The organism is Nocardioides exalbidus (genome assembly GCF_900105585.1).
In the GTDB taxonomy this organism is placed as follows: Bacteria; Actinomycetota; Actinomycetes; order Propionibacteriales; family Nocardioidaceae; genus Nocardioides; species Nocardioides exalbidus.
The window spans coordinates 1,980,696-2,005,049 of record NZ_FNRT01000002.1 but is presented as its reverse complement, the minus strand read 5'-3'; the positions used below and the strand labels follow the sequence as shown (position 1 = coordinate 2,005,049).

The following is a 24,354-nucleotide window of genomic DNA, read 5'->3' as shown; positions in this document are numbered from 1 at the left end:
AGATGAGGAACGCGACGCTACACGCCGCGTGGACTGCCATTCTTCCAGCCGGGGTGAAGCGGGGCGACCCGCTCGACCCGGCAGGGACCTCAGGAGTAGACGTGGGGCGCGAGCGTGCCGATGTCGCGGAGGTTGCGGTAGCGCTCGCGGTAGTCGAGGCCGTAGCCGACGACGAACTCGTTGGGGATGTCCCAGCCGACGTACTTCGGCTCCACCGGCATCGACAGCGCCTCCGGCTTGCGCAGGAGGGTCGCGATCTCGACGCTGGCCGGGCTGCGGCTCGAGAGGTTGTTGACCAGCCAGCTGAGGGTCAGGCCGGTGTCGATGATCTCGTCGACGATCAGCACGTCGCGGCCGCTGATGTCGGTGTCGAGGTCCTTGAGGATGCGCACCACGCCGCTCGACTTGGTGCCGGAGCCGTAGGAGCTGACCGCCATCCAGTCCATCTCGAGGTGGACCGGCATCGCCCGCGCGAGGTCGGCCATCACCATCACCGCGCCCCGCAGGACGCCCACGACGAGCAGGTCCCGGCCGGCGTAGTCCTCCGTGATCTGCGCGGCCATCTCCCCCAGCCGCTGCTGGATCTGGGCCTCGGTGAAGAGGATGTTGACCAGGTCGTGCTCCACGTGGGACGAGTCCATGGGCTGAAGCCTAGGGCGCGCGAGCCGCGCAGGTCAGCCCGGGATGCGCGCCTGCCTCGGCACGCGCACGACGTCCGAGCAGTCCGCGGGACGCAGCGGGAGACGGACGACGAACCTGCTGCCGGCGTCGAGCCGGCTGGAGACGGCGATCGTGCCGCCCATCAGCGCCGTCAGCCGCCGACACACCGCCAGGCCGATGCCGGTGCCCCCGTGATTGCGGGTGGAGGACGGGTCGACCTGGGTGAAGGCGTCGAAGACCGCGGCGAGGTGCTGCTCGGGGATGCCGATCCCGCTGTCCTCGACGGCGAACGTCAGGACGGACCCGTCGTCGTCGCTGGTCGCCGACAGCCGGATGCTGCCCTCCGGGGTGAACTTCACCGCGTTGTCGAGGAGGTGGCCGAGCACCTGGAGGACCCGCTCCGGATCGCCGGTGACGCACTCGGGCAGCGCGGGATCGACCTGGCACTCCAGCCGGAGGCCCGCCGACCTCGCACGGATGCCGTACGAAGCACCGATCCGGGTGACGAGGTGCCGCAGGTCCATGGAGACGGCGGCAGCCTCGGCCGTGCCCGCCTCGAGGCGCGAGTAGTCGAGCACCACCTCGACGAGGGACCGCAGGTCCGTGCTCGACCGGCACACGCGATGCACCATGTCGCGCTGGAAGTCGTCGAGGTCGGTCACCGCCAACAGCTCACCGGCGCCGAGGACCGAGGTCAACGGAGTACGGAGCTCGTGGCTCATGGTGGAGAGGAACGTCGACTTGGCACGCGATGCCGCCATCGCGTCGTCGCGCGCCTGCTTCAGCTCTGCGAGCGCATGCTGCTCCGCCCTGACCAGGCGCACGGCTCTCGCACCGGCAAGTGCGGCGAGCACGAGCGAGCTCACTGCGAGGACGTACCGCGCGTCGGGGCGGCTCTGGAAATGGCCCACCATGGCCAACGTGGGAGGGACCATCAGCGGTCCGACCGCGATGACGATCTGGAGCAGAGGGCGCCCGCGCGTGGCAACCTCCTCGCCGACGCGATCGTCGCGCCCTCTCTTCCACGTGCTGAACGCGAGGAGGACGGGCGCGCAGAGGTAGATGAGGTCCGCCGCACGTGTGAAGAGCGGCGACGCCACGAACAGGTAGAGGATGTCGGCCACCAGCCACATGACCAGGCCGATCGCGAACGTCGGGTGCAGCCAGCGTCGGGCCGCGCGACTGGTGAGGACCCGGATGACGAGCGCCACCAGGAGTGCGTCCGCGATGGGGTAGGCCGCGGCCACCACACCCGCCCAGGCGCTCGCGCCGGGTGTCGCGACGACCACGTCGCTGGAGACCGACCAGACCAGGAGCAGGCTGCCCACCACGATGGTCGCGGCGTCGAGCGTGAAGTCGAGGTCCTGGCTGCCGGCTCCGCTCTGCCTCAGCACGACGAGCAGCGCGACGGCGATCGCGATGTCGCACGCGAACCACGCGACGTCGGCGACGGACACGTCCACCGCCTCGCCCCGCGCCACGAGGATCGCCCAGAGCGTGTCTCCCACCGCGCTCAGAGAGAGGCCAGAGGCGAGCATGATGCCCGCCAGGCGGCGCGCTCCACCCCGGAGCGCACCGGCCCACGCAGCCGCCGCGGCCAGCCACAGCACGACCACGAAGAAGACGCTGTCCGAAGCACGCCGCGACAGGACCAGGTCGATCACGACGACGACCGCGAGCAGCAGCACCAGGACGACGCGCCCCCGGTGCGACCCCCGCTCGGCGACCTCGCCGCGCCTTCCGACCTCGCGGGCGAGGTCAGTGGTCGTCATGCGCCCTGCTCGTGACCGGCACCTTGCTCCTTCGTGTCCTGACCACAGCTCCTCCGGAGCCGCCACCAGAAGCAACCTTGACGGTTTCAACGAGTGATCTCAGCCAAAGGTACGACGACGCGCGCCGTCCGTCCCGGTGTTGCGCGGTTCGACCCGCGCAGGTCACCCGCTCGGGTGCTCCCGGACAGGCGCAGGCGTCACCCGCGCAGGTTGACCAGTGCCTCGACGCTCGACGACAGCTCAGCGAGGGTGAGCGGCTTGGTCATGAACTGGTCGGCACCTGCGGCGAGTGCGTGGTCCCTCGTCTGCTGGTCGGCGTAGGCCGTGAGGATCATGATGGGCGTGTCCGCGACCGCAGGGTCGCGACGGATCTGCTCGCAGAGCTCGCCGCCGGTCATGCCGGGCATGCTCCAGTCGAGGATGGCGGCGTCGAAGCGTTGCGACTCGAAGACCGTCAGGGCCTCGGTCGGACTCCCTGCTGCGGTGACCGTGTGGCCCAACCGTTCCAGCATGAAGGACAGCACTTCCCGCAGGTACTGGTCGTCGTCAACGACGATCACTGATGCCATCTCGTGTTTCTCCTCGTGCGCGTGCTGCCGGCCCCGGTGGTCACTGTAGGCAACGACCACCCGATTCGCGCACCGTTCTGCAAGATCACCGGGCAGGCGGCAGGACTTCGAACGTGACGAGGCCCTCGCGCCGCGCGGCCCGGAGCGGTCCGGGCAGGTCGATCCACCTCTGCCCCCGCCAGTCGGTCACGAGGGCGTCCACGGCCACGACGTGGTCGCGGGTGAGCTCCGAGGCCGGCGAGCCCGCGCCGAGCGCCGCGGCGCGCAGCACCCGGTGCCGGATGGCGGGGTGGAGCACGGCGAGCACGTCGACGGCCAGCCCCGCCTCGCGGCGGGCGTCGGCCAGGGCGTCGCCCGCGAGCTCGTCGAGCAGGGCCATGTCGTCGCGCAGCTGCCCGGCGGTGCGGGCGAGCGCGCGCGCCACCCCCGGCCCGAGCTCGTCCTCGAGCACCGGCAGCACCCGGTCACGCACCCGGACGCGGGTGTAGCCGGGGTCGTGGTTGTGCGGGTCGTCCCATGGGTCGAGGCCCTCGACCTGGCAGGCGGTCACCGTGTCGTCCCGGCGGACGCCGAGCAGCGGACGCGCGAAGACGCCGAACCCCGGCCGCATGCCCTGCAGCGACCGGCCCCCCGAGCCGCGGGCGAGGCCGAGCAGCACGGTCTCGGCCTGGTCGTCGAGGGTGTGGCCGAGCAGCACCACCGCGGCCCCGAGGTGCTCGGCGACCTGCTCCAGGACGGCGTACCTCGCCTCCCGGGCAGCCGCCTCGGGGCCCAGCCCGGAGGCGACGTCGACGTCGACGCGCGCGGTGAGGGTCTCGTCGACCCCCATCCCCGCGAGCTGTACGGCGACCCGCTCGGCCTGATCGGCCGACCCGGGCTGCAGCCCGTGGTCGACGGTCGCGCCGACGACCCGCAGGCCGAGGCGGTGGCCCTCGAAGACGGCGGCGGAGGCGAGGGCCAGCGAGTCGGCGCCGCCGCTGCACGCGACGACGACCAGGTCACCCGGCGTGAGGCCGGCGAGCGCGGTGCGGACCGGCACCCGCACGGCCGCGACCGAGGGGTGCAGGGTCACCGGGCGGTCACAGGACGCGGGCGACCCACGCGTCGGGGTCGACGATCTCGTCCTTCGACGGCAACGTCTCGGGACCGGTCCAGATGGCGTTGAACTCCTCCATGCCGACCTTGTCGACGACGTGGCGCACGAAGATCGCGCCGTCGCGGTACTGCGCCATCTTGGTGTCGAGGCTCAGCAGGCGGCGGAGGAGCTTGTCGAGCGGGCCGAGCCCGGCACGACGCTTGTTGAACTTCTTGCGGATCGAGGCCACCGACCCGATCACGCTCGGACCCACGCCGTCCATGACGACGTCGGCGTGGCCCTCCAGCAGGGACATCACTCCGGTGACCCGGTCGAGGACCTCCTTCTGCTCCGGGGAGGAGATGAGGTCGAGGATGCCGCCCTGGCCGGAGCGGATCGCCTCGGCGCCGCGGCGCAGCGCCTCGGTGAGGTTGCTCGGCTCGAGGGTGTCGGCGATCTGTGCCATCTGGGTCTCGAGGTGGCCGGCGAGCCACGGGTTGGCCGTGAACTGCACGCGGTGGGTCTCCTCGTGCAGGCAGACCCAGAGCCGGAAGTCGCTCGGGTCGGCGTCGATCTCGCGCTCGACGTGGACGATGTTGGGCGCGACCAGCAGCAGCCGGCCGTGCGGGTCGTAGAACGGGTCGAACTGGCCGAGCACCTTGGAGCTGAGGAAGCCGAGCATCAGCCCGACCTCGCTCCCGGTGACGCGCGAGCCGATCGTCTGGGCGAGCGCCGACGGCGGACCCTTCTTCTCCGCCTTCGCCGCGAGCTTGTCGCTGATCGGCGCGAGGATCTTGGCGAACCCGTCGGCGTTGGCCTGGATCCAGCCGGCGCGGTCGACGACCAGCACCGGCGCGGTGCCCGCCGCCGCGTGGAGGCCGGTGAACTCGCTCACCAGCGGTGTCGACCGGGCCGCACCCTCCCGCAGCTCGACCACCGCGGCGGCCGCCTCGTCGAGGCTCACCTCCGGGCCCGGTCCGGACAACCGCGTGCCGACCGTGACGGCGAAATCCCAGTCGACGAGGTCCATGTCACGACACTAGCGGGGTGGCCGTGAGCGGCCCCAGCGCCGGAAGCGGGGTCACCGTCCGCGGCGCGCCCCGCTGGTTGAGCAGGGCGCCCTGGCGCCCGTGTCGAAACCAAGGGCCGTGGGTCCGGCCACCCGTGACCATGGATCACTGTGCTTTTTGGCGCCTCCGCTTCGCTTCGGCGCGTGTCCGCGGCGCCGGAAGCCCGCTCGTGCCTCCTCGTTGCCGCGCCGCTCCCCCGCAACGCTTCACCCCACGAGCTTCTGACTCCTCCGCTCCGCTCCCCCGTCACAAGCGCGCGGGGACCCCAAGCGCTGCTCCTCCGCGACACAGCCCTCGTCGTTACTTCACGGGCGCGCCGCGGACGAGAACCCCCTGCAGAAGGACTCTCGTGACGGCTGGGTCGCCTACCCGCGAGCCGTCAAGCGCTACACCTGCAGGCGGCGAGGGCAGCGGCGGCGCGGTCGAGGGCGTCGCGCGCGTTGAGGGACTTGACGGCCGCCACCCGGTCGGCGGCGAGCACGAAGGCCATGGGCTCGCCGTCGCGGTCGACCGCGATCCCGGCGAGCGCGTGGACGCCGGTGAGGGTGCCGGTCTTGGCGCGCACCAGCCCGCGGGCGAGCGCCGGGCCGTCCGCGAATCGGTAGGTGAGCGATCCGGTGAACCCGGCGACCGGGAGGCCGGTGACGAGGTTGCGCATCGACTCGCCGTCGGGCCCGGCGGCGTGCTGGAGCAGCTGCAGCACCGTGGTGGTCGAGACCCGGTTGCGCCGCGACAGGCCGGAGCCGTCGTACACCTCGTCGCCGGTGACGTCGATCCCGAGTCCGGAGAGCGTGCCGAGCACCGCGGCGGCGCCGGCCTCGAAGGAGCCGGTGCCCGAGACGGCGAGGCCGACCTGGTGGCCCACGACCTCGGCGCCCTCGTTGTCGCTGACGTCGAGGATCCGCTCGGCCACCTCCGACAGGGGCGCGCTCTCGACGGAGGCGAGGACCTCCGCGTCGGGCTGTACGACGACCCGCTGCGGCTCGCCGGCCACCTCCACGCCGGCGGCCCGGAGGGCGTCGGCGAAGACCCGCGCGGCGGCCAGGGACGGGTCGTCGGAGCGGGCCAGCCCGTCGGCAGCGATGCCGCTGTCGACCATCAGCGAGGTGATCGGGCTGACGATGTCGTCGGGGACGTAGTCGCGGCGCCACGCGGGGTTGTCGGTGGGCCCGGTGAAGAGGCTGTCGTCGAAGCGGACCCGCACCTTCCCCAGGCCCCGCAGCGCGTCGGCCGCCTGGACGGCGAGGGTGGTCACGTCGGCCCGGGCGGGGTACGACGACCCGGCCTCCGCGACCGTGAGCGGCTGGCTGGCGAGCATCGGGTCTCCCCCGCCGACGAGCACGACCTCGCGCGGCCCGTCGCCGCGGACGACGGTCGTGCTGAACGTGTGGTCGGGGCCGAGCACGTCGAGCGCCGCACCGAGCGTGAGGAGCTTGGTGGTCGAGGCGGGCAGGTACTCACCGTCGCCGCTCGTCCACACCGCGGACCCGGGCTCGAGGGAGCTCACCGCGCCGACGACGTGGCGTCCGAGGTCGGGGTCGGCGAGCCGCTTCGCGACGGCGGCCTCGACCCTGTCGGGCGCGATCGCGGAGGTCTCGTCGACCGGCTGCGCGTCGGGGGCCGGCGTCGTCCACTCCGGGAGCTCGGGGCCCGCCGGGGGCAGCACCTGCTCCGGCTCGGTCGCCGGGTCGGCGGAGAGCCACGGGAGGTAGCGCTGGCCCCACTCGAAGCGGTAGGCACCGACCCCGGCGGCCAGCAGCGCGACGACGAGCAGCGCGGGCAGCCACACCCGCACGAGGTGGCGTACCTCACGTCTCCGTCTTTTCGACCCCTCCGCTTCGCGCATCGGGGCCATTGTGCGGGACACTGCCCCGAGCAGCGCGCGTCGGGCCACCTCGCCGGACGCCCGAGCCAGACCTGAGCGAGACCTGTAGACGGCCCCGTTGGCGTGCCGGAGAGTGGAGGAAGACGTGCTGAGCTTCGACGTGGTGGTGGAGATCCCCAAGGGAGAGCGCAACAAGTACGAGGTCGACCACGAGACGGGGCGGATCCGCCTCGACCGGATGCTCTTCACCTCGACGGCCTACCCGGCCGACTACGGCTTCATCGAGAACACCCTCGGCCAGGACGGCGACCCGCTCGACGCGCTCGTCATCCTCCAGCAGCCGACGTTCCCGGGCTGCGTCATCGAGTGCCGCGCGATCGGCATGTTCCGGATGACCGACGAGGCCGGCGGCGACGACAAGGTCCTCTGCGTGCCGAGCCACGACCCGCGCCTGGAGCACCTGCGCGACATCAACCACGTCTCGAAGTACGACCGGCTCGAGATCCAGCACTTCTTCGAGGTCTACAAGGACCTCGAGCCCGGCAAGTCCGTCGAGGGTGCTGACTGGGTCGGCCGCACCGAGGCCGAGGCCGAGGTCCACGCCTCCTTCGAGCGCTTCAAGACCGAGGGCCACGGCAACGACCTGGACAACCTCGCCGACGACAGCCTGGGCGAGGACGCCTGATCCCGGCCCACTGGTCGGGCGTCCCGGACGCTCGACGTGCAGCATGACCTGACTCGAGCGGACGTGTGTCCGCTCGAGTCAGGTCATTTCGGGCCTCAGGCCGCGCTGGCCTCACCCACGGCCGCGCCCTGCTCCAGGGCCTCGGCCAGGATGTCGGTGACCCGGCCGACGGGGCGCACGTCGAGGTCGGCGAGCAGCTCGGCCGGTACGTCGTCGAGGTCGGGGCGGTTGCGCTCCGGGACGAACACCACGGCGAGCCCCGCCCTCTGCGCGGCCAGCAGCTTCTGCTTCACGCCGCCGATCGGCAGCACCCGGCCCGAGAGCGTCACCTCGCCGGTCATCCCGACGTCGGAGCGCACCGGACGCCCGGTCAGGAGCGACACGAGCGCGGTCACCATCGTGACGCCCGCGGACGGCCCGTCCTTCGGGATCGCGCCCGCCGGGAAGTGCACGTGGATCGCCTTCTCGAAGACGGCCGCGTCGATCCCGAGCTCGCCCGCGTGCGCACGCACCCAGGACAGCGCGATCGAGGCCGACTCCTTCATCACGTCCCCGAGCTGGCCGGTCACGGTGAGGCCGGCCGGCCCGTCGGACACCGACGTCTCGACGTAGAGCACGTCGCCGCCGAGGCCGGTGACGGCCAGCCCGGTCGCGACGCCGGGCACGTCGGTGCGCTCGTGGGTGTCGGGCGTGAACCGGGGTCGCCCGACCAGGTCCTCGAGGCCGTCGAGGTCGACGTCGATCCGCTCGACCTCACCGGTCGCGAGCTTCGTGGCGGCCTTGCGGAACGCCTTCGCGAGCAGCCGCTCGAGCTGGCGCACGCCTGCCTCGCGGGTGTAGTTGGCGGCGATCTCGCCGAGCGCGGCGTCGGAGATCGTGACCTCGTCGGCCGTGAGCGCGGCCCGCTCGAGCTGGCGGGGCACGAGGAAGTCGCGCGCGATGGCGACCTTGTCGTCCTCGGTGTAGCCGTCGATCGTGACGAGCTCCATGCGGTCCAGGAGTGCCGACGGGATCTGCTCGACCACGTTGGCGGTGGCGATGAAGAGCACGTCCGACAGGTCGAGGTCGAGCTCGAGGTAGTGGTCGCGGAAGGTGTGGTTCTGCGCCGGGTCGAGCACCTCGAGCAGCGCCGCGGCCGGGTCGCCGCGGTAGTCGGCGCCGACCTTGTCGACCTCGTCGAGCAGGACGACCGGGTTCATCGAGCCGGCCTCCTTGATGGCCCGCACGATGCGACCCGGCAGGGCGCCGACGTAGGTCCGGCGGTGGCCGCGGACCTCGGCCTCGTCGCGCACGCCGCCGAGGGCGACGCGCACGAAGTTGCGGCCGAGGGCGCGGGCGACGGACTCGCCCAGCGACGTCTTGCCGACACCGGGAGGCCCGGCCAGGAGCACGACGGCACCGGACCCGCGGCCGCCGATGACCTCGAGGCCGCGCTCGGCGCGCCGGGCCCGGACGGCGAGGTACTCGGTGATGCGGTCCTTGACCTCGTCGAGGCCGTGGTGGTCGGCGTCGAGCACGGCGCGCGCCGCGGCGACGTCGTGGGAGTCCTCGGTGCGCTCGTTCCACGGCAGCTCGAGGACGGTGTCGAGCCAGGTGCGGATCCAGCCGGCCTCGGGGGCCTGGTCGCTGGAGCGCTCGAGCTTGTCGACCTCGCGCAGCGCGGCCTCCCGGACCGCCTCGGGCAGGTCGGCCGACTCGACGCGGGCGCGGTAGTCGTCGGAGCCGTCGGGCTCGCCCTCGCCGAGCTCCTTGCGGATCGCGGCGAGCTGCTGGCGCAGCACGAACTCGCGCTGGGTCTTCTCCAGCCCCTCGCGCACGTCGTTGCTGATCTTGTCGGTGACCTCGTCCTCGGTGTCGTACGCCCGGGTCCACTCGAGCAGCAGCCGCAGCCGCTCGCCCACGTCGGGCGTCTCGAGGACCTGGCGCTTCTGGTCGTCGGAGAGGTACGGCGCGTAGCCGGAGGTGTCGGCGAGCACGTCGGGGTCGGAGATCCGGCGCACGTTCTCGATGATCTGCCACGCCTCGCGGCGCTCCAGGATCGAGACCACGAGCGCGCGGTAGTCCTCGGCGAGGGTGCGCAGCTCGTCGGTCACGGGCGTCTCGGGGACCGGCTCGGCCTCGACCCAGAGGGCCGCGCCCGGGCCGGAGACGCCCGCGCCGATCGCGACGCGGCGCTCGGCGCGCAGGACGGCGGCGGGCTTGCCGCCCGCGAAGCGGCCGACCCGGTCGACGACGGCGACGACGCCGTGGGTGGCGTACCTGTCCTCGAGGCGCGGGGCCACCAGCACGCGGGACGGCTCGTCGTCCTTCGCGGAGTCGTGGGCGAGCCGTGCGGCGTCGATCGCCGCGCGGGCGGAGTCGTCGAGCTCGATGGGCACGACCATGCCGGGCAGCACGACCGTGTCGTGGAGGAACACCACCGGGAGCGAGAGGTTCTGGGTCATGCCGGTCCAACGTGCGGGAAACGGAGGATGATTCCGCTTCCGGTTTCGCCCACCGCGAACGCTCGCCCGCCCGTGGCGACGCGGGCCGGCGACCGGCTACAGCCGGGCGAGGTCGACGGGGGCGAGCACCGAGCCGAGCTTGTCGGGGTTGCGGACGAGGTAGAGCCGGGTGACGACGCCGTCCTCGACGAGCATCGTGCCGACGCCGTCGCGCCGGCCGCCGATGACGAACTGGATGGCCGGGGAGCCGTTGAGCCAGACCCGCTGGAGCTCGATCGCGACGGGGGTGACGGCGGTGAGGAAGCGGAGCACCTTGTCGCGACCGTGGATGGGCCTGAGCGCGGCCTGGACCTTCCCGCCGCCATCTGTCATCAGCACGATGTCGGGCGCGAGGACGTCCATCAGGCCCTGGAGGTCGCCGGACTCGGTCGCCGCGCGGAACCGCTCGATCACCGCGTCGCACTCCGCCCGGCTCACCGAGGCGCGCGGGCGGCGCTCGGCCACGTGCGCGCGGGCGCGGCTGGCGATCTGCCGGACGGCGGGCTCGGACTTCTCGACCGCCTCGGCGATCTCGTCGTACGGCACGTCGAAGACCTCCCGCAGCACGAAGACTGCGCGCTCGGTCGGCGGCAGCGTCTCGAGCACGAGCAGCATCGCGGTCGAGACGCTGTCGGCGAGCTCCACGTCGAGCGCGACGTCGGGCGAGGTCAGCAGTGGCTCGGGCAGCCACGGACCGACGTAGTCCTCGCGGCGGCGCGACAGCGTGCGGAGCCGGTTCAGCGAGAGGCGGGTCGCCATCCGGACGAGGTACGCCCGGGGGTCGCGGACCTCGGTCGCGTCCTCCTGACGGAGCCGGTCCGCCCACCGCAGCCAGACCTCCTGCAGGACGTCCTCGGCGTCGGCGGCGGAGCCGAGCATCTCGTAGGACACGGTGAAGAGGAGGTTGCGGTGGGCGATGAAGTGGTCCGCGCTCACCGACCGATGGTCCCAGCCTGCGCGAGCGGCAGCTCGCACACGTCGCTGAAGCCCTGCGAGGCGAGCCCGAGGGCCGAGTTGAAGCGCGAGCGCTCGTTCTCGATCGCGACCATCATCGTGAGCTCGACCAACGCGGCGTGGCCGAGCTGCCGGTCGAGGTCGGCGACCATCTCGTCGGTGACGGTCGGCGGTGTCGCGGTCATCGCCTCGGCGTAGGCCATCACGTCGCGCTCGAGGTCGGTGAAGACGTCCGACTCGCGCCAGCGCGGCACCTCACGGACCTTCGCCTCGTCGAGGCCCTGGGTGTGCGCCATGAAGTAGCCGAAGTCCAGGCACCACGAGCAGCCGATGACGCCGGCGCTGGCCATCTCGGCGTAGGCCTTGAGGTGCGGGTCGAGCGCCTTCCACCTCGCGACCTTCTGCTCGAAGCCGAAGACCGCCCTGGCGACGGGCAGGTTGTGCCACAGGACGTAGGCGTTGTCGGGGACCTGGCCCCACATGCGCCTCGCGACGCGGGTCATGATCGCGCCGTAGGCGCCGTCGAGGGTGGCCTTCGGGATGCGGAACTGGCTGGGCATGTCATCTCCTCTGGTGGGTGCGATGACATGGAGACACCGGCCGGCTCAGGTCTGTGACAACCAGGAGCCGGCGTTCGGCTGCTTCAGGCGCCGGCGCGGAGGAACAGGTCGCGGTCGTCCTCGCCCGGCAGCCACGGGGTGTCCTGGAACCCGGGCATCTCCGTGAGGTCGGCGGCGGAGCGGCCACCGAGCTGGTGCCGGGCAGCCGCCTCGAGCGCGTCGATGATGCCGGCGGCGTGCCGGAGCCCCTCCCCCTCCCAGTCGGACTGGTAGCGGTAGGACGCGATCAGCCTGAGCACGCGCTCGGGGGCCGGCGAGCCGGGCAGCTCGTCGAAGGCGTACGCGGTCGGCTTCGCGAAGCCGTCGTCGATGTACTCCTGCTCCATCCACTCGATCTCGTCCTCGTCGACGTGTCCCTGCTCCGGGTCGCCGCCGAGGACGGCGGTGTTCCAGTTCGTGATCAACAGCGTGAACCCGGCACGGTCCGCGTCCTCGTCGGTCAGGGCGAGCTCGTCGGCGACGTGCGCCGGCAGCTCGAGGGCGAGCGTCGAGGACGACCACCGGCGGGCAGCGGTGATGAGTGCGTCGACGTGCGTCTTGCTGATGATCGCGTAGCTCATGCAGCGACCCTAGGTCGGACGAACGGTGGCGTCCCGGGTCCGTGACAACCAGGCGTCCACGGCCCGGGCGACCTCGAGGTGGATCTCCGCGGTGCGGACCGCGTCGTCGGTGCCCATCGAGTGGTCGGCGTCCGCGACCTCGAGCACGTCGCAGCCGGCGTCGGCGAGCTCACGGGCGACGGCGGCGTCCCAGAGCTCGTCGGCCAGGCCGCCGACGAGGAGCTGGCGTCCGGCGTTGGCACCGATGGCCTCGGCCAGCTGCGGTTCCACGAGCAGCGGGGTGAACCAGATCGCGTCGAGCCCGCGCTCGGCGGCGTACGACGCGGCACGGGTGCCGAGCGACTTGGCGACGACGAGCACGCGGTCGCCCCCTCCTGGATGACGCTGCTCCTGCGCGTGCGCGGCCGCGACGTGACGGCGTACCCACTCCTCCGGGTCCTCCTCGCCGCGCGTCGTGGCGTCCCACCAGATCTGCTGGACGGCGAAGCCGTGCTGGAGCAGGGACCGGCGGGCGAGCTCGAGCAGCGGCGCGCTGGGCGAGTAGGCCCGCCCGGGTGCGACGAGGGCGACGCCGCGGCTCACGCCGTCGGGCTCGAAGCGGGTCGGGAGTCCACCGAAGGTCATCTCACTCCTCCTTGGTCGCGCGGAAGTAGCCGAGCCCGCCGTGGAGGGTGAGGTCGACGTGGTCGCAGCCGGCCTCGCGCAGCCACTGGCGCGCCTCGGCGGAGGAGCACATCGGGCCGAGGATGCCGATGGCGGTGCCGCCCCAGCGCAGTGGCCGGTAGCGCGGCCCGGTGTCGGTGAACAGCGAGCTGCCGGTGATCGTCCCGCCGGGCCGGACGACGCGGACGATCTCCTCGATCGCCCGGTGCGGGTCGGGCAAGCAGTGGAGGCCGGTGAGGGAGACGACGAGGTCGAAGTCGTCGTCGGGGAAGGGCAGGTCACCGACGTCGGCGACCTGCGGCGTGACCTGGTCGGCGACGCCCCGGCGCCGGGCGGTGGCCATCGCGCGCTCGAGCATGGTGGCGGAGATGTCGGCGGCCACCAGGTCGACGCCCTGGCCGGGCCGGAGGCCGCGCAGCGCGACGCCGGAGCCGGTCGGCACGTCGAGGACCCGGGCCCCGCGCGGCAGCGTGCCGATCTCGGCGGCCGCGTCGTGCAGCAGCGACAGGTCGCTGCCGGTGCCGGCGCGCCACGCGGCTCCGCCGACGTGCTCGTGCTCCACGAGCCAGGGGTAGACGTAGGACCACAGCGGGTCCTCGCTCCAGCCGCCCAGACCGGGGAGCCTCACGTCAGTCGCCCCAGGCCATGAGCTCGGGACTGCGCAGCATCTCCTCCGGCACGCCGAACGCGTCGACGAGGGGACGAGCGAGCGGGCGGACCTTGCGGCACAGCGCGTTGACCTCGCGGCTGATCGCCTTCGAGCGGGTGCTGGAGAGCCGCCCGTGCTCCATGAACCACGCCCGGTCGGCCTCGATCGTCGACAGCGCGTGGAGGTCGCAGAGCAGGTTGAGCGCGACCTTGAGGTCGCCGTCGGGGAGCTCGGCCGTCTTCGCGACGAAGGCCTCGAGCACCAGCCGCTCGGTGTGCGCGCGGGCCGCGGCGATGACGTGGTCCTGGACGCGGGAGAACACCGCGCCCGCGTTCTCCTTCTGGTCGATGCCGCGCTTGAGCCGGCGGGCGACCCCGCCGATCATGTGCTCCTCACGGAAGCGGAGCATCGCGAGCTGGTAGTTCGGGTCGAGCAGGCCGGCCTCCTGGTCCCACGTGTCCCCGCCCGGCAGCAGGTCGCGCACCGACTGCACGAGCTTGTGCACGGCGGTCCGCTCGACGACGGTGTCGACCGCGAGACCAGCGACGAAGCGCGCCATGCCGAGCTGGTCCATCTCCTCGAACTCGCCTGCGTAGTCGGTCAGCAGGCCCTTCGCGACGAGCTGGAGCAGCACGTGGTTGTCGCCCTCGAAGGTGGTGAAGACGTCGGTGTCGGCCTTGAGCGCCGCGAACCGGTTCTCGCTGAGGTAGCCCGCGCCCCCGCAGGCCTCGCGGCACTCCTGGATGGTCCGGGTCGCGTGCCACGTGCCGAGCGCCTTGGTGCCGGCGGCCCGCGACTCGAGCATCCGGCGGGCGTGCTCGTCGCTGCCCTCCTCGGTCGGCCCCGGGCCGGAGAACACCTCGTGCAGCTGGCCGGCGACGACCTCCTGGGCGAAGTGCAGGGCGTAGGTCCGCGCGACGAGCGGCAGCAGGCGGCGTTGGTGCATGCCGTAGTCGAGGAGCACCTGCTCCTGCTCGGGGTCGGTCGCCTCGAACTGGCGACGGCGCACGGCGTAGCGGATGGCGATGGCGAGCGCGACCTTCGAGGCGTTGATGCCCGCGCCGCCGACGCAGACGCGACCCTGGACGAGGGTGCCGAGCATCGTGAAGAAGCGCTTGTTGGGGTTGTCGATCGGCGAGAGGTAGCGACCCTCCGGCGTCACCTCGGCGAACTGGTTGAGCAGCGCGGTCCGCGGCACGCGCAGCCCGTCGAACCAGATCCGGCCGTTGTCGACGCCGTTGAGGCCCATCTTCGGACCGCAGTCCTCGATGCGCACGCCGTCGACGACCTCGCCGCCCTCACGGATCCGGACGACGAAGGCGTGCACGCCGTGGCGCTCCCCCGCGACGTCGAGCTGCGCGAACACCACCGCGAGCTCGGCGTGCGCCGCCGCGTTGCCGATGTAGTCCTTGCGGCTCGCGTCGTCGGGCGTGGTGATCACGAACTCCTGCGCCTCGACGTCGTACGTCGCCACGGTGCCGAGGGCCTGCACGTTGGAGCCGTGCCCGGTCTCGGTCATCGCGAAGCACCCCATCGTGCGGCCGCTGACGAGGTCGGCGAGGTACGCGTCGTGGTGCGGCTTCGTGCCGAGCTGGAGGACCGCGCCGCCGAAGAGGCCGAACTGGACGCCGACCTTCACCAGCACCGACAGGTCGCCGAGCGCGAGGGTCTCGAAGGCGGCGATCGAGGCGCCGATGTCGCCGCCCCCGCCGTACTCCTCGGGGAACCCCATCCCGGTCTGCCCGGTCGCGGCCATCGTCACCACGACGTCCTTCACGCGCTCGCGGAAGTCGGCGGTCGTCATCTGCTCCTGGTCGAGCAGGACCTGCGCGTGCTCGGCGAGGTTGGTGCGGACGAGGTCGCGGACCTCGCGGTGGCGGCCGTCCAGCAGCGCCCGCATCGCTTCGACGTCGACCTCGGGCTGCACGTAGCCGTCGGCCTCGACGTCGGGCGCCTGCTCCTGTGCCGTCATGGTCCCAACGTAGCCATCCGGGTAGGTTCACCGCGATGAACGTGCCGGATGCCACCCCTCAGGGCGATCCCCTGGGCGTGCTGCCCTACAACTACGCCGTGGTCGGCGTGCAGAAGGGTGGTACGTCGACGCTGGCGGTCACGCTCAACCAGCACCGGCTCGTGTGCCAGCCGCCCGACAAGGAGCGGCACTACTTCGACGACGAGACCGTCGACTGGTCCTCGCCCGACCACGCCCGCGACTACACCGCCCCGCGCCGCGCCGCGGTCCACACGATGGTCGGCGACGCCTCACCGACGTACCTCTACTGGCCGCACGCGATGGAGCGGATGCGGCAGTACAAGCCCGACATGCCGCTCATCGCGGTGTTCCGCGACCCGCTCGAGCGGCTGTTCTCGCACTGGGTGATGCTGCGCTCGCGCAACCTGGCGTGGCCGGACTGGCCGGACTTCCTGACCGAGTGGCCGCACACCTCGCTGCCCGACACGGTCCCCCCGCCCGACGAGGTGCGCACCATGCGGTGGCGTCACATGACCGGCATCGCGCGCGGGTTCTACGGCGAGCAGCTGCAGCGCGGCTTCGAGCTGTTCCCGCGGCAGCAGTGGCTGCTCCTGGAGCTGCGCTCGATGCTCGGCGACTTCGAGGCGACCATCGACCGGACGACCGACTTCCTCGGCCTTCCCCGCTTCGAGCAGGTGCCGCCGCTGAGGAACTGGCACGCCGGCGCCGAGCAGGTCCCCGGCACCGCGCCGACCGGCGACGACCTCGCCCGCGTCGCGGAGGTCTACGCCAAGGACCTCGACCTCTTCGAGGAGCTGTCCGGGATCGACACCTCCGCCTGGCCCACCCGCCTCGTCCTCGACGGGGACCTCCCGCCCAGCGAGCTCGCCGCCCGGTTCGCGCGCAAGGTGCGCTGAGGGCTGCTCGTCCCGGCGGTCACCGGATATCCGGTGACCACCCCGCTTGTCGGCCGAGATCTGGGTGACGAAGCGGGAGTCTCGGGTGCAAAGGTCCCGTGATCAGGGCCGGGCGAAGAAGTTCGGCGCCCGCCAGTAGTACATCGACTCCTGGGTGACGTTCCGGCCCGTGCGCGGTGCGTGGACGATCTGGCCGTCGCCGACGTAGAGCGCCACGTGGTAGATCGAGCCCGGGTTGCTCGACGAGCCCCAGAAGACGAGGTCGCCGGGCTGCAGCTGGCTCGCGGTGATCGCGGTCGACTGGGTGTACTGCGCGACGGAGTAGTGCGGGAGGGACTTGCCGCCCTGCGCCCACGCGACCGAGGTCAGCCCGGAGCAGTCCCAGGCGTTCGGACCGGCGGCACCCCAGCGGTAGGGGTCGCCGATCTGTGCCTGGGCGTACGCGATCGCGGCGCTCGCATCGCCCGGCGTCGGCGGCGGGGTGGGAATGGGTGTCGGCGTGGGGGTCGGCGTGGGGGTCGGCGTCGCAGTCGGGCTCGGCGTCGTGGGGACCGGCGTGCTGGGCGTCGGCGTGCTCGTCGGGGTCGGGGTGCTCGAAGCGGTCGGGGTGCTGGTGGGAGTCGGGGTCGGCGTCGGCGTCGGCTTGCTCGTCGAGGTGGGCGTGGAGGTCGGGGTGGGCGTGGACGTCGGGGTGGGAGTCGGGGTGGAGGTCGGGGTGGAGGTCGGGGTCGCCTCGTGCTCCTCCTCCGCCTCCTGCTCCGCCTGGGCCTGGGCCGCGGCAGCGGCGGCCTCGGCAGCCGCCTGCTCCAGCGCCTGCTGACGCTTCTCCGCGAGCTCGACCGAGATGCCCGTGAGGTGGGCGAGCTCGGCGATCAGGTCGGACTTGGTCGCCGCGATCGACGCGGCGAGCGCGCCCGCGTCGGCCTGCGCCGAGGCTGCGGCGTCGTGGGCCGCGCGGGCCTCCGTGGCAGCGGACTCGGCGCGCTCGCTGGCCCGCTCGGCGGCCGTCGCGGTGACCTCGGCGACAGCGGAGGCAGCGATGAACGAGTCGTACTGCCCGTCCAGGGCGTCGGAGGTGTTGCCTAGCGTGACCGAGCGGTCGATGAGCGCGCTGATGCCGTCGGCCTCGACGACCGCCGACAGCCCCTGGACCTGCGATGCCTGCTCGTAGGACCGCACGACCGTGTTGGCGTAGAGCTCGCGCTGCTCGGCGACGTCGTCTCGCGCCGTCGCGGCCGCGGCCTCCGCGTCCTCCGCCTCCTGCCGGGCCTCCGTTGCCCGCCAGCGCGCACCGTTCCAGGCCTCGGCGGCCTGCGCGGCGGTGTCGCCGGCGCTGTCGAGCGCGAAGTTGGCCCTGATCAGGTCGGCGCGGACGTCGGCGACGTCACGCTCCTTGGCGGCGGCGTCGCGCTGGGCCTGCTCGACGTCGGCCTCGCTCGGCACGCCGTCGTCGTCCTGGGCGAACGCGATCCCGTGCCCGCCGAGCCCGAGGCCGGCGACCAGTACGAGCGCGGTCGCCCAGCGCGACGTCGTACGCCGTGCCGTGCTCGTGCGTGTCGGCGTCGGGTCCAGCGGCGGAACGAAGGGCACGGGGGCTCCCTGTGTGGTCTCGGGCCCGTGCGGCTTCCCCACCGCACGGGCAACTCGAGGCACGTTAATGAACTTTCGTCACACACGGAACAGTTTCCTCAACTTTTTCACCGTCGCTCGGCGTGTCGGCTTGCAAGTTACATCGATGTAGTTCCCGTCCCGTTCGATCTGGAGTCACCGGATATCCGGTGACCGCCCCGCTTGTCGGCCCAGATCCGGGTGACGAAGCGGGAAACTCGGGTGCAAAGGTCGCCCGCTAGTGACGGTTGTCCACAGCCGCGACGGCCCCGGCATACGTTGGTCGGTCGATGGGCATCCCATCCCGCATGACGGAGCCACAGGTGGACCTCGAGGGCCTGGTCCGGCTGCGCCGCGACCTGCTCGCGAGCGGCATAACGGACAACCAGATCGACCGCCTGGTGCGCGCGAAGGTGCTCAAGCGCATCCGGTACGGCGCCTACGTCCAGCACGACGTGTGGGACCGGCTGACGCCCGAGGACCGGCACCGGCTGCTCGCTCGGGCCGTACGAGCCAGGGCGCACAGCGCGACGGCGCTGACCCACGTGTCGTCGATCGTCGAGCGCGGCATCCCGCTGTGGGGCTTCTCGCTGGACGTGGTCCACACGACCCGCACCGGCAACCACCGGGCGGGCCGGCGGCAGGCCGACTGGACACCTCATCGCGGGATCCTGGAGCCCGAGGACCAGGAGGAGCTGAACGGCGTGGTCATCAGCACGGCCGCTCGATCGGCCTTCGAGGTCACGACGATCGGCGGCGTCGAGGCAGCGCTCGTCGCGGTCAACCGGCTCCTCCACGCGAAGGCGATGACGCTGGACGAGTTCGTCGCGCAGGCCGAGGCGCATCGCGAGTGGCCGGGGAGCCTGACCACGAACCTCGTGATGCATCTCGCCGATCATCGGCTGGAGTCCGTCGGCGAGGACCGCTTCAGCTTCCTGGCCCACACGCAGGGGTTGGTGAGGCCCGAGCCGCAGGTCGACGTCTTCGACGAGCAGGGCACGCTCGTGGCGCGGGTGGACTTCGCCTGGCCGGAGCTCAACGTGTTCGTCGAGTTCGACGGCAAGATCAAGTACGCGAAGCACCGCCGCGAGGGCGAGACGCTCGATGAGTTCCTCATGCGCGAGAAGAAGCGTGAGGTGCTGGTGTGCCAGCTCACCGGCTGGACCTGCATCCGGATTACGTGGTCCGACCTCGCTCGCCCGGAGCTGCTGGCGACGCGGATCCGGAAGGTGATGGCCTCGCGCAACAAGGGCGCGGCCTGACCTTTGCACCCCAGTCTCCCGCTTGTCGGCCGAGATCTGGGCCGACAAGCGGGGTGGTCACCGGATATCCGGTGACCGCCGCAGAAACAGGGGTACGACGCGTCAGTCGGCGTCGACGGGCACCTGACGCGTCGTCGAGGTGGGGTGCGAGGCGAGCCCGTGTCTGTCGAACTTCTGCCCGGAGGCGAGCCCGCCGAGCCAGAAGGAGAAGAGGGCGATCACGACGCCGGCGAGGTCGTCGGCGATGTAGTGCCAGCCGAAGTAGAGGGTGGCGACGACGGTGATGGAGAAGTTGCACCAGAACACGATCCGGATCAGCCGGTTGCGGATCGTGTACTGGACCATGAGCGCGACGAGCAGGGTGATCGCGACGTGCAGGGACGCGAAGCCGGCCACGGACTGGACCGCCCCCTCCGCCCCGTCGCGGATCACGCCCTTGCGCCCGTAGAACAGGGCCTCCATCAGCGCGCTCGACCCGGTGTCGGGGAGGTCGGCGTAGAGGTAGCTGTACTGGAAGCCGGGGCCGAGGGTCGGCAGGGCGTAGTAGGACGCGGTGCCGAGCGTCCAGGCCAGGCACTGCGAGGTGGCGAACCAGTAGCCGAAGGTGATGTTGCGCGACCACACCAGCCAGGCGGCGAGCGCCAGCGGCACCAGCGGCAGGAACCAGAGGTAGATGGTCGACAGGAAGTGGGACAGGATCCCGGTGCCGAAGATCGTGTGGAGGATCGTCGCCGGCTCGTGGCCGAACATCAGCGCGCGGTCGATCAGGTGCAGCTCACGGTCGTACTTGTCCTCGCCCATGATGAAGGGGAGGAACGACTTGAGGTTCCGGTAGCAGACGTAGGTGATGTAGAAGCTCACCAGGCCGAGCACGACGAGGATGATCCGCTCGCGGTCCCAGTGGGTGCGGATCCGCTCGCGCACGATGTCGGGCATCAGCGCGGGCTTCAGCCGGGAGTACCACAGCGTCCGCGGCAGCAGGTCGAGCAGGAAGGCGCCGAGCACCAGCAGCGGCAGCCGCAGCCACGACGGGCCGAGGAATCCCTCGGGGTCGACGAGCGGCCGGTTCAGCGTGATCGCGGCGGTGACCGCCAGCACGCCCATGGTGCCGGCGACGCCGACGAGCAGGGCGTAGGCGGGTCTGTACACAAGGGATGAGTCTAGGGACGCGTCAAGTGGCTTGCGCGATCGGCAGAGCGGCGAGCCTCGTCACATCGACACGCAGCGCGACCTCGTCGCCGGGCGACACCCGGCTGCCCAGCGGGGCGACCGCGTCGACCGACCCGACGGAGTCCACCGACACCACCAGCCGCACCTGCTCGGGCGTCACCCGCGCGGACTCGACGCGACCGTGCAGCGACCCGTCCGGGTCGACGACGAGGGCCGAGCGGCGCAGTGCCACGGCCGCACCCGAGGGGTACGACGACGCCATCCCCGCCGCTGCCAGCACCCGCGCTGCCGCGTCCTCGCGCACGATCCGGGCGTAGCCGAGGAACAGCGCGGTCTCCTCGTCGACGGGCGCGCGCCAGACCTCGTCGATCGCGCCGGCCTGCACGACGCGACCGGCGCGCATCACGGCGAGCCGGTCGGCGAGGGCGAAGGCCTCCTCGTGGTCGTGGGTGACCAGGAGCGCCGTCGTCCCGGCGGCCTGCAGGATCGAGCGGAGGTCGCCGGCGAGCCGCTCGCGCAGGGTCGCGTCGAGGGCGGACAGCGGCTCGTCGAGGAGGATCAGCCGCGGCTCGACGGCCAGGGCGCGGGCGAGGGCGACCCGCTGCCGCTCCCCGCCGGACAGCGTGCCGGGGAGGCGGTCGTCGTATCCCTCAAGGCCGACGAGCGCGAGCAGCTCGCGCACCCTCGAGGCGACGCGGGCCGACGGCGTGCGCCGGAGCCTGAGGGCGTAGGCGACGTTGCGGGCGACGGTGAGGTGGCTGAAGAGCTGGCCGTCCTGGAACATCAGCGCGAACCCGCGCTTGTGGGTCGGCGTGCCACCGAGGTCGGTGCCGTCCCACGCGATCGCGCCGGCCGACAGCGGCTCGAGCCCGGCGACGGCGCGCAGCAGCGTGGACTTCCCGCAGCCCGACGGGCCGAGGACCGCGAGCACCTCCCCGGCGGCGAGGTCGAGCGAGACGTGGTCGACGGCCGCGGTGTCGCCGTAGCGGACCGTCACGTCGGAGATCGAGAGGCTCATCAGAAGGTCCCCACTCCCGGCACGCGCAGCCGCTCGACCGCGAGCATCACGACGGCGGTCGCGACGGCGAGGACGACGGAGGCGGCGAGGGCCATGCCGTAGTTCATCTCACCGGGGTGTCCGATGAGCCGGAAGATCACGACCGGCAGCGTCGGGCTGGTGTCGCGCGCGAGGAAGGACGTCGCGCCGAACTCCCCCAGCGACGCGGCGAAGGCGAAGCCGCTCGCGGCGAGCATCGGCTTCCACACGACTGGCAGGTCGACGGTGAGGATCGTGCGCCAGGCGTTGGCGCCGAGGGACGCGGCCGCCTGCCGCTGGCGGTCGTCGATCCCGCCGAGCACCGGGGTCAGGGTGCGCACGACCAGCGGCAGCGCGACGAGGGCCTGCGCCATCGGCACGAGCAGCGGCGAGTCGCGCAGGTCGAGCGGCGGCTGGTCGAGGGTGATGAGGAAGCCGAAGCCGAGGGTCACCGCACTCACCCCGAGCGGCAGCATGAAGAAGCCGTCGAGGGTCGAGCGCACCCGCCGCTCGGCGACCGAGTGCGAGCGCCGGGTGACGATGACGGACACCGCCATTCCCACCAGCAGCGCCATCCAGGTCGCGTCGACCGCGGTGCGCAGGCTGGTCACCAGCGCCGTCGTCACCGGCACGAGCAGCGCCTGGTCGTCGCCCGCCGTGGTGAGCGCGCGGTAGTTGGCGAGCCCCCACCCGTCGCCGACGCTCAACGACCCGACCACGAGGGTGAGGATCGGCAGAAGCATCCCGGCCAGCACCAGCAGCGTCAGCACGACCACCGGCACGTCGGTGCGGCGTACGCCCCGCACCGGGGTCACGGTGCGCTGCGCCGTCGGGTCGGGCGTCGCGCGCAGCCTGGCCGCGACGGCGAGGAGGACGACCACGACGACGATCTGCAGCACCGACAGCGCGGCCGCGGCCTGGAGGTCGAAGATCGTCGTGGTCAGCAGGTAGATCTCGGTCTCGACGGTGGAGTAGCGCACGCCGCCGAGGGTCAGCACGATCCCGAACGCCGTCGCGCAGAAGAGGAAGACGATGCTCGCGGCGCCGACGATCGCCGGGCGCAGCGCCGGCAGCGTGACCGTGCGCAGCACCTGCCACGGCGAGGCACCGAGCGCGGCGGCGGCCTGTCCCGGCCGCGGGTCGAGCGACTCCCACGCGACGCCGACGGTGCGCACCACGACGGCGACGTTGAAGAAGACGAGCCCGCAGATGATCGCGACCGGCGTGCCGTCGAGGCCGAGGAAGCCCAGCGGGCCGCCCTCCCCCAGCAGCTGCCGGAACGCCACGCCCACGACGACGGTCGGCAGCACGAAAGGCACGAGCATCGCGGCGCGTACGACGGTCCGGCCGGGCAGCGCGAGCCGGTGGAGGGCGTACGCCGCGGGCAGCCCGAGCACGACCGCGAGGAGCGTCGCGCTCGCCGAGGTCCACACGGTGAACCACGCGACCCGGTGCACGCGCGGGCGGGCCAGCACCTCGAGCACCGCGCCCGGCGCGAACCGCCCGTCGACGACGAAGCCCTCGCCGACCATGCCGAGGACCGGCAGGACGAAGAGGACGCCGAGCACCGCCACCGGCCCGGCGGCCAGGACCAGGAGCCCGGCGACCCGCCTCATCGGGAGATGACGTCGGTCCACTCGGTCAGCCACTGCTCGCGGTTGGCCGCGATCTCGTCGGGCGCGACCTCGTAGGGGTCGGTCGGCTGCGGCGCGAACTTGGCCCAGTCGGGCGGGATCGTCGCATCGGGCATCACCGGGAAGACGTACATCGACTCCGGCAGCGCGCTCTGGACCTCGTCGCTGAGCAGCCAGTCGACGAGGGCCTCGGCGCCCGCGGGGTTGTCGGCGCCGGCCAGCACGCCGGCGTACTCCACCTGGCGGAAGCAGGTGTCGAGCAGCGCGGCCGTCGTGGTCCTGCCTCCGCTCACGGTGAAGGCGGGCGAGGAGTCGTAGGAGACGACGATCGGACGGGTGCCGGTCTTCGAGCCGGCGGTGAAGTCGCCGTAGTAGGCGTCCTCCCAGCCGTCGACGACCTTCGCCCCGTTGGCCAGCAGGTCGCTCCAGTAGTCGGGCCAGTCGTCGCCGTACTCCGCCACGGTCGCCAGGAAGAACGCCATGCCCGGGCTGCTCGTCGAGGCGCCGGGCGTCACGAGCAGGTCGGCGTACGCCGGGTCCGTGAGGTCGGCGAGGGTCCGCGGCGGGTCGATGCCCTCGGCGTCGAACCACGAGGTGTCGACGTTGACGCACACGCTCGCCGAGTCGATCGGGACGAGCTGGTCGCCGCCGTCGGCGAGGTCGTACTCGGCGGGAGGGGTCGTCGTCGGCGTGACGTCGGCGAAGGCCCCCTCCCCGATCGGACGCGAGGCGAAGGTGTTGTCGATGCCGAAGGCCGCGTCGGCGATCGGGTTGTCGGCGGTGAGGCTGAGCTTCGTGGCGAGGGTGCCGGCGTCACCGGCGGCGCGGACCTCCAGGGTGTAGCCGGTCTCCTCCTCGAACGCCTTCACCAGCTTCTTCGGCAGGTGGAACGACTCGTGCGTCGCGAGCACCACGGTGCCGCCGGGCCGGTCGCTGGTCGAGGACGACGGGCTCGTCTCCGAGGCGGTGGAGCCGCCCCCGGCGAGGCTGCACCCGGCGAGGGTGAGGACGGCGGTCGCGGCCGCCGTCGAGCGGGCGAGGACGCGTACGTGCTTCATGGCTGACTCCCTATCGCCGGTGCTAACCGGATCAGGTTCATAGGGTCTGCGGCTGGTCCGCACTCTCAGCACGCCTGCGCGTGCTCCCCTGTCTCGTGCCGTCACTCTACGC

21 protein-coding genes and 1 riboswitch are annotated in these 24,354 nt (G+C 72.2%); of the genes, 3 read left to right on the top strand and 18 right to left on the bottom strand.

Going from position 1 to position 24,354, the window contains the following annotated elements:
- Positions 1–89 precede the first annotated feature (89 nt).
- The 6 genes from hpt to dacB form a co-directional block, all read right to left on the bottom strand.
- Positions 90–641 (bottom strand): hypoxanthine phosphoribosyltransferase, encoded by a 552-nt coding sequence (gene hpt / locus BLV76_RS09890; RefSeq protein ID WP_090968976.1) that lies wholly within the window; start codon positions 639–641, stop codon positions 90–92.
- A gap of 33 nt (positions 642–674) precedes the next feature.
- On the bottom strand, positions 675–2,432 hold the full coding sequence (locus BLV76_RS09885) for a sensor histidine kinase (protein ID WP_090968975.1): 1,758 nt from the start codon (positions 2,430–2,432) through the stop codon (positions 675–677).
- 197 nt (positions 2,433–2,629) lie between these two features.
- The gene (locus BLV76_RS09880) at positions 2,630–3,001 is read right to left on the bottom strand and encodes a response regulator (protein WP_139306540.1); all 372 of its coding nucleotides are present in this window, start codon (positions 2,999–3,001) and stop codon (positions 2,630–2,632) included.
- An 85-nt stretch (positions 3,002–3,086) separates the two neighbouring features.
- A complete protein-coding gene (gene tilS / locus BLV76_RS09875; protein ID WP_090968973.1) occupies positions 3,087–4,073 on the bottom strand; it encodes a tRNA lysidine(34) synthetase TilS in 987 nt (328 codons plus the stop codon).
- A 7-nt stretch (positions 4,074–4,080) separates the two neighbouring features.
- A complete protein-coding gene (locus tag BLV76_RS09870; protein ID WP_090968972.1) occupies positions 4,081–5,106 on the bottom strand; it encodes a zinc-dependent metalloprotease in 1,026 nt (341 codons plus the stop codon).
- 419 nt (positions 5,107–5,525) lie between these two features.
- Positions 5,526–6,992 (bottom strand): D-alanyl-D-alanine carboxypeptidase/D-alanyl-D-alanine endopeptidase, encoded by a 1,467-nt coding sequence (gene dacB, locus BLV76_RS09865; RefSeq protein WP_139306539.1) that lies wholly within the window; start codon positions 6,990–6,992, stop codon positions 5,526–5,528.
- Between the two features lie 127 nt (positions 6,993–7,119).
- Here dacB and BLV76_RS09860 point away from each other — a divergent pair, with 127 nt between their 5' ends.
- Positions 7,120–7,656, top strand: a complete 537-nt coding sequence (locus BLV76_RS09860) for an inorganic diphosphatase (protein WP_090972560.1) — start codon at positions 7,120–7,122, stop codon at positions 7,654–7,656.
- A gap of 95 nt (positions 7,657–7,751) precedes the next feature.
- Here BLV76_RS09860 and lon read toward each other — a convergent pair whose 3' ends face one another.
- From lon to BLV76_RS09825, 7 genes are all read right to left on the bottom strand, one after another.
- On the bottom strand, positions 7,752–10,100 hold the full coding sequence (gene lon / locus BLV76_RS09855) for an endopeptidase La (protein ID WP_090968970.1): 2,349 nt from the start codon (positions 10,098–10,100) through the stop codon (positions 7,752–7,754).
- A 96-nt stretch (positions 10,101–10,196) separates the two neighbouring features.
- Positions 10,197–11,075 (bottom strand): RNA polymerase sigma-70 factor, encoded by an 879-nt coding sequence (locus BLV76_RS09850; protein WP_090968969.1) that lies wholly within the window; start codon positions 11,073–11,075, stop codon positions 10,197–10,199.
- Positions 11,072–11,653 carry a carboxymuconolactone decarboxylase family protein gene (locus tag BLV76_RS09845; RefSeq protein ID WP_090968968.1) on the bottom strand — a complete coding sequence of 194 codons (582 nt, stop codon included), beginning with the start codon at positions 11,651–11,653 and terminating at the stop codon, positions 11,072–11,074. The genes BLV76_RS09850 and BLV76_RS09845 overlap by 4 nt, the downstream gene beginning before the upstream one ends.
- Positions 11,654–11,736: 83 nt before the next feature.
- Positions 11,737–12,273 (bottom strand): hypothetical protein, encoded by a 537-nt coding sequence (locus BLV76_RS09840; protein WP_090968967.1) that lies wholly within the window; start codon positions 12,271–12,273, stop codon positions 11,737–11,739.
- 9 nt (positions 12,274–12,282) lie between these two features.
- A complete protein-coding gene (locus BLV76_RS09835; RefSeq protein ID WP_090968966.1) occupies positions 12,283–12,897 on the bottom strand; it encodes a hypothetical protein in 615 nt (204 codons plus the stop codon).
- Between the two features lies 1 nt (position 12,898).
- Positions 12,899–13,564: a class I SAM-dependent methyltransferase gene (locus BLV76_RS09830; RefSeq protein ID WP_090968965.1), complete on the bottom strand. Its 666-nt coding sequence runs from the start codon at positions 13,562–13,564 to the stop codon at positions 12,899–12,901.
- A 1-nt stretch (position 13,565) separates the two neighbouring features.
- Complete coding sequence (locus BLV76_RS09825) at positions 13,566–15,557, bottom strand: acyl-CoA dehydrogenase family protein (RefSeq protein ID WP_090968964.1); 1,992 nt, start codon at positions 15,555–15,557, stop codon at positions 13,566–13,568.
- 35 nt (positions 15,558–15,592) lie between these two features.
- Here BLV76_RS09825 and BLV76_RS09820 point away from each other — a divergent pair, with 35 nt between their 5' ends.
- On the top strand, positions 15,593–16,474 hold the full coding sequence (locus tag BLV76_RS09820; protein WP_090968963.1) for a sulfotransferase domain-containing protein: 882 nt from the start codon (positions 15,593–15,595) through the stop codon (positions 16,472–16,474).
- A gap of 102 nt (positions 16,475–16,576) precedes the next feature.
- On the opposite strand, the gene BLV76_RS23320 is transcribed toward BLV76_RS09820, so the two are convergent.
- Positions 16,577–18,064 (bottom strand): C40 family peptidase, encoded by a 1,488-nt coding sequence (locus tag BLV76_RS23320; RefSeq protein ID WP_090968962.1) that lies wholly within the window; start codon positions 18,062–18,064, stop codon positions 16,577–16,579.
- A 326-nt stretch (positions 18,065–18,390) separates the two neighbouring features.
- Between BLV76_RS23320 and BLV76_RS09810 the strand changes: the two genes are divergently transcribed.
- Complete coding sequence (locus tag BLV76_RS09810) at positions 18,391–19,344, top strand: type IV toxin-antitoxin system AbiEi family antitoxin domain-containing protein (protein WP_139306538.1); 954 nt, start codon at positions 18,391–18,393, stop codon at positions 19,342–19,344.
- A 102-nt stretch (positions 19,345–19,446) separates the two neighbouring features.
- On the opposite strand, the gene BLV76_RS09805 is transcribed toward BLV76_RS09810, so the two are convergent.
- The 4 genes from BLV76_RS09805 to BLV76_RS09790 all read right to left on the bottom strand — a co-directional run bounded on the left by BLV76_RS09805 (position 19,447) and on the right by BLV76_RS09790 (position 24,242).
- Positions 19,447–20,493, bottom strand: coding sequence for a phosphatase PAP2 family protein (locus BLV76_RS09805; RefSeq protein WP_245734617.1), 1,047 nt, complete (start codon positions 20,491–20,493; stop codon positions 19,447–19,449).
- A gap of 22 nt (positions 20,494–20,515) precedes the next feature.
- Positions 20,516–21,532 carry an ABC transporter ATP-binding protein gene (locus BLV76_RS09800; RefSeq protein WP_090968960.1) on the bottom strand — a complete coding sequence of 339 codons (1,017 nt, stop codon included), beginning with the start codon at positions 21,530–21,532 and terminating at the stop codon, positions 20,516–20,518.
- Positions 21,532–23,166 carry an ABC transporter permease gene (locus BLV76_RS09795; protein WP_090968959.1) on the bottom strand — a complete coding sequence of 545 codons (1,635 nt, stop codon included), beginning with the start codon at positions 23,164–23,166 and terminating at the stop codon, positions 21,532–21,534. Before BLV76_RS09795 ends, BLV76_RS09800 begins: the two co-directional genes overlap by 1 nt.
- A complete protein-coding gene (locus BLV76_RS09790) occupies positions 23,163–24,242 on the bottom strand; it encodes a thiamine ABC transporter substrate-binding protein (protein WP_090968958.1) in 1,080 nt (359 codons plus the stop codon). Before BLV76_RS09790 ends, BLV76_RS09795 begins: the two co-directional genes overlap by 4 nt.
- Positions 24,233–24,342: riboswitch (TPP riboswitch) on the bottom strand. It overlaps the preceding gene by 10 nt.
- Positions 24,343–24,354: the final 12 nt, after the last annotated feature.

Bases quoted from the DNA above. Each gene is read 5' to 3' on its own strand.
- hpt (WP_090968976.1), bottom strand. From the start codon at position 641: ATGGACTCGTCCCACGTGGAGCACGACCTGGTCAACATCCTCTTCACC.
- BLV76_RS09885 (WP_090968975.1), bottom strand. From the start codon at position 2,432: ATGACGACCACTGACCTCGCCCGCGAGGTCGGAAGGCGCGGCGAGGTC.
- BLV76_RS09880 (WP_139306540.1), bottom strand. From the start codon at position 3,001: ATGGCATCAGTGATCGTCGTTGACGACGACCAGTACCTGCGGGAAGTG.
- BLV76_RS09870 (WP_090968972.1), bottom strand. From the start codon at position 5,106: ATGGACCTCGTCGACTGGGATTTCGCCGTCACGGTCGGCACGCGGTTG.
- dacB (WP_139306539.1), bottom strand. From the start codon at position 6,992: ATGCGCGAAGCGGAGGGGTCGAAAAGACGGAGACGTGAGGTACGCCAC.
- lon (WP_090968970.1), bottom strand. From the start codon at position 10,100: ATGACCCAGAACCTCTCGCTCCCGGTGGTGTTCCTCCACGACACGGTC.
- BLV76_RS09845 (WP_090968968.1), bottom strand. From the start codon at position 11,653: ATGCCCAGCCAGTTCCGCATCCCGAAGGCCACCCTCGACGGCGCCTAC.
- BLV76_RS09840 (WP_090968967.1), bottom strand. From the start codon at position 12,273: ATGAGCTACGCGATCATCAGCAAGACGCACGTCGACGCACTCATCACC.
- BLV76_RS09835 (WP_090968966.1), bottom strand. From the start codon at position 12,897: ATGACCTTCGGTGGACTCCCGACCCGCTTCGAGCCCGACGGCGTGAGC.
- BLV76_RS09825 (WP_090968964.1), bottom strand. From the start codon at position 15,557: ATGACGGCACAGGAGCAGGCGCCCGACGTCGAGGCCGACGGCTACGTG.
- BLV76_RS09820 (WP_090968963.1), top strand. From the start codon at position 15,593: ATGAACGTGCCGGATGCCACCCCTCAGGGCGATCCCCTGGGCGTGCTG.
- BLV76_RS09810 (WP_139306538.1), top strand. From the start codon at position 18,391: ATGACGGAGCCACAGGTGGACCTCGAGGGCCTGGTCCGGCTGCGCCGC.
- BLV76_RS09800 (WP_090968960.1), bottom strand. From the start codon at position 21,532: ATGAGCCTCTCGATCTCCGACGTGACGGTCCGCTACGGCGACACCGCG.
- BLV76_RS09795 (WP_090968959.1), bottom strand. From the start codon at position 23,166: ATGAGGCGGGTCGCCGGGCTCCTGGTCCTGGCCGCCGGGCCGGTGGCG.
- BLV76_RS09790 (WP_090968958.1), bottom strand. From the start codon at position 24,242: ATGAAGCACGTACGCGTCCTCGCCCGCTCGACGGCGGCCGCGACCGCC.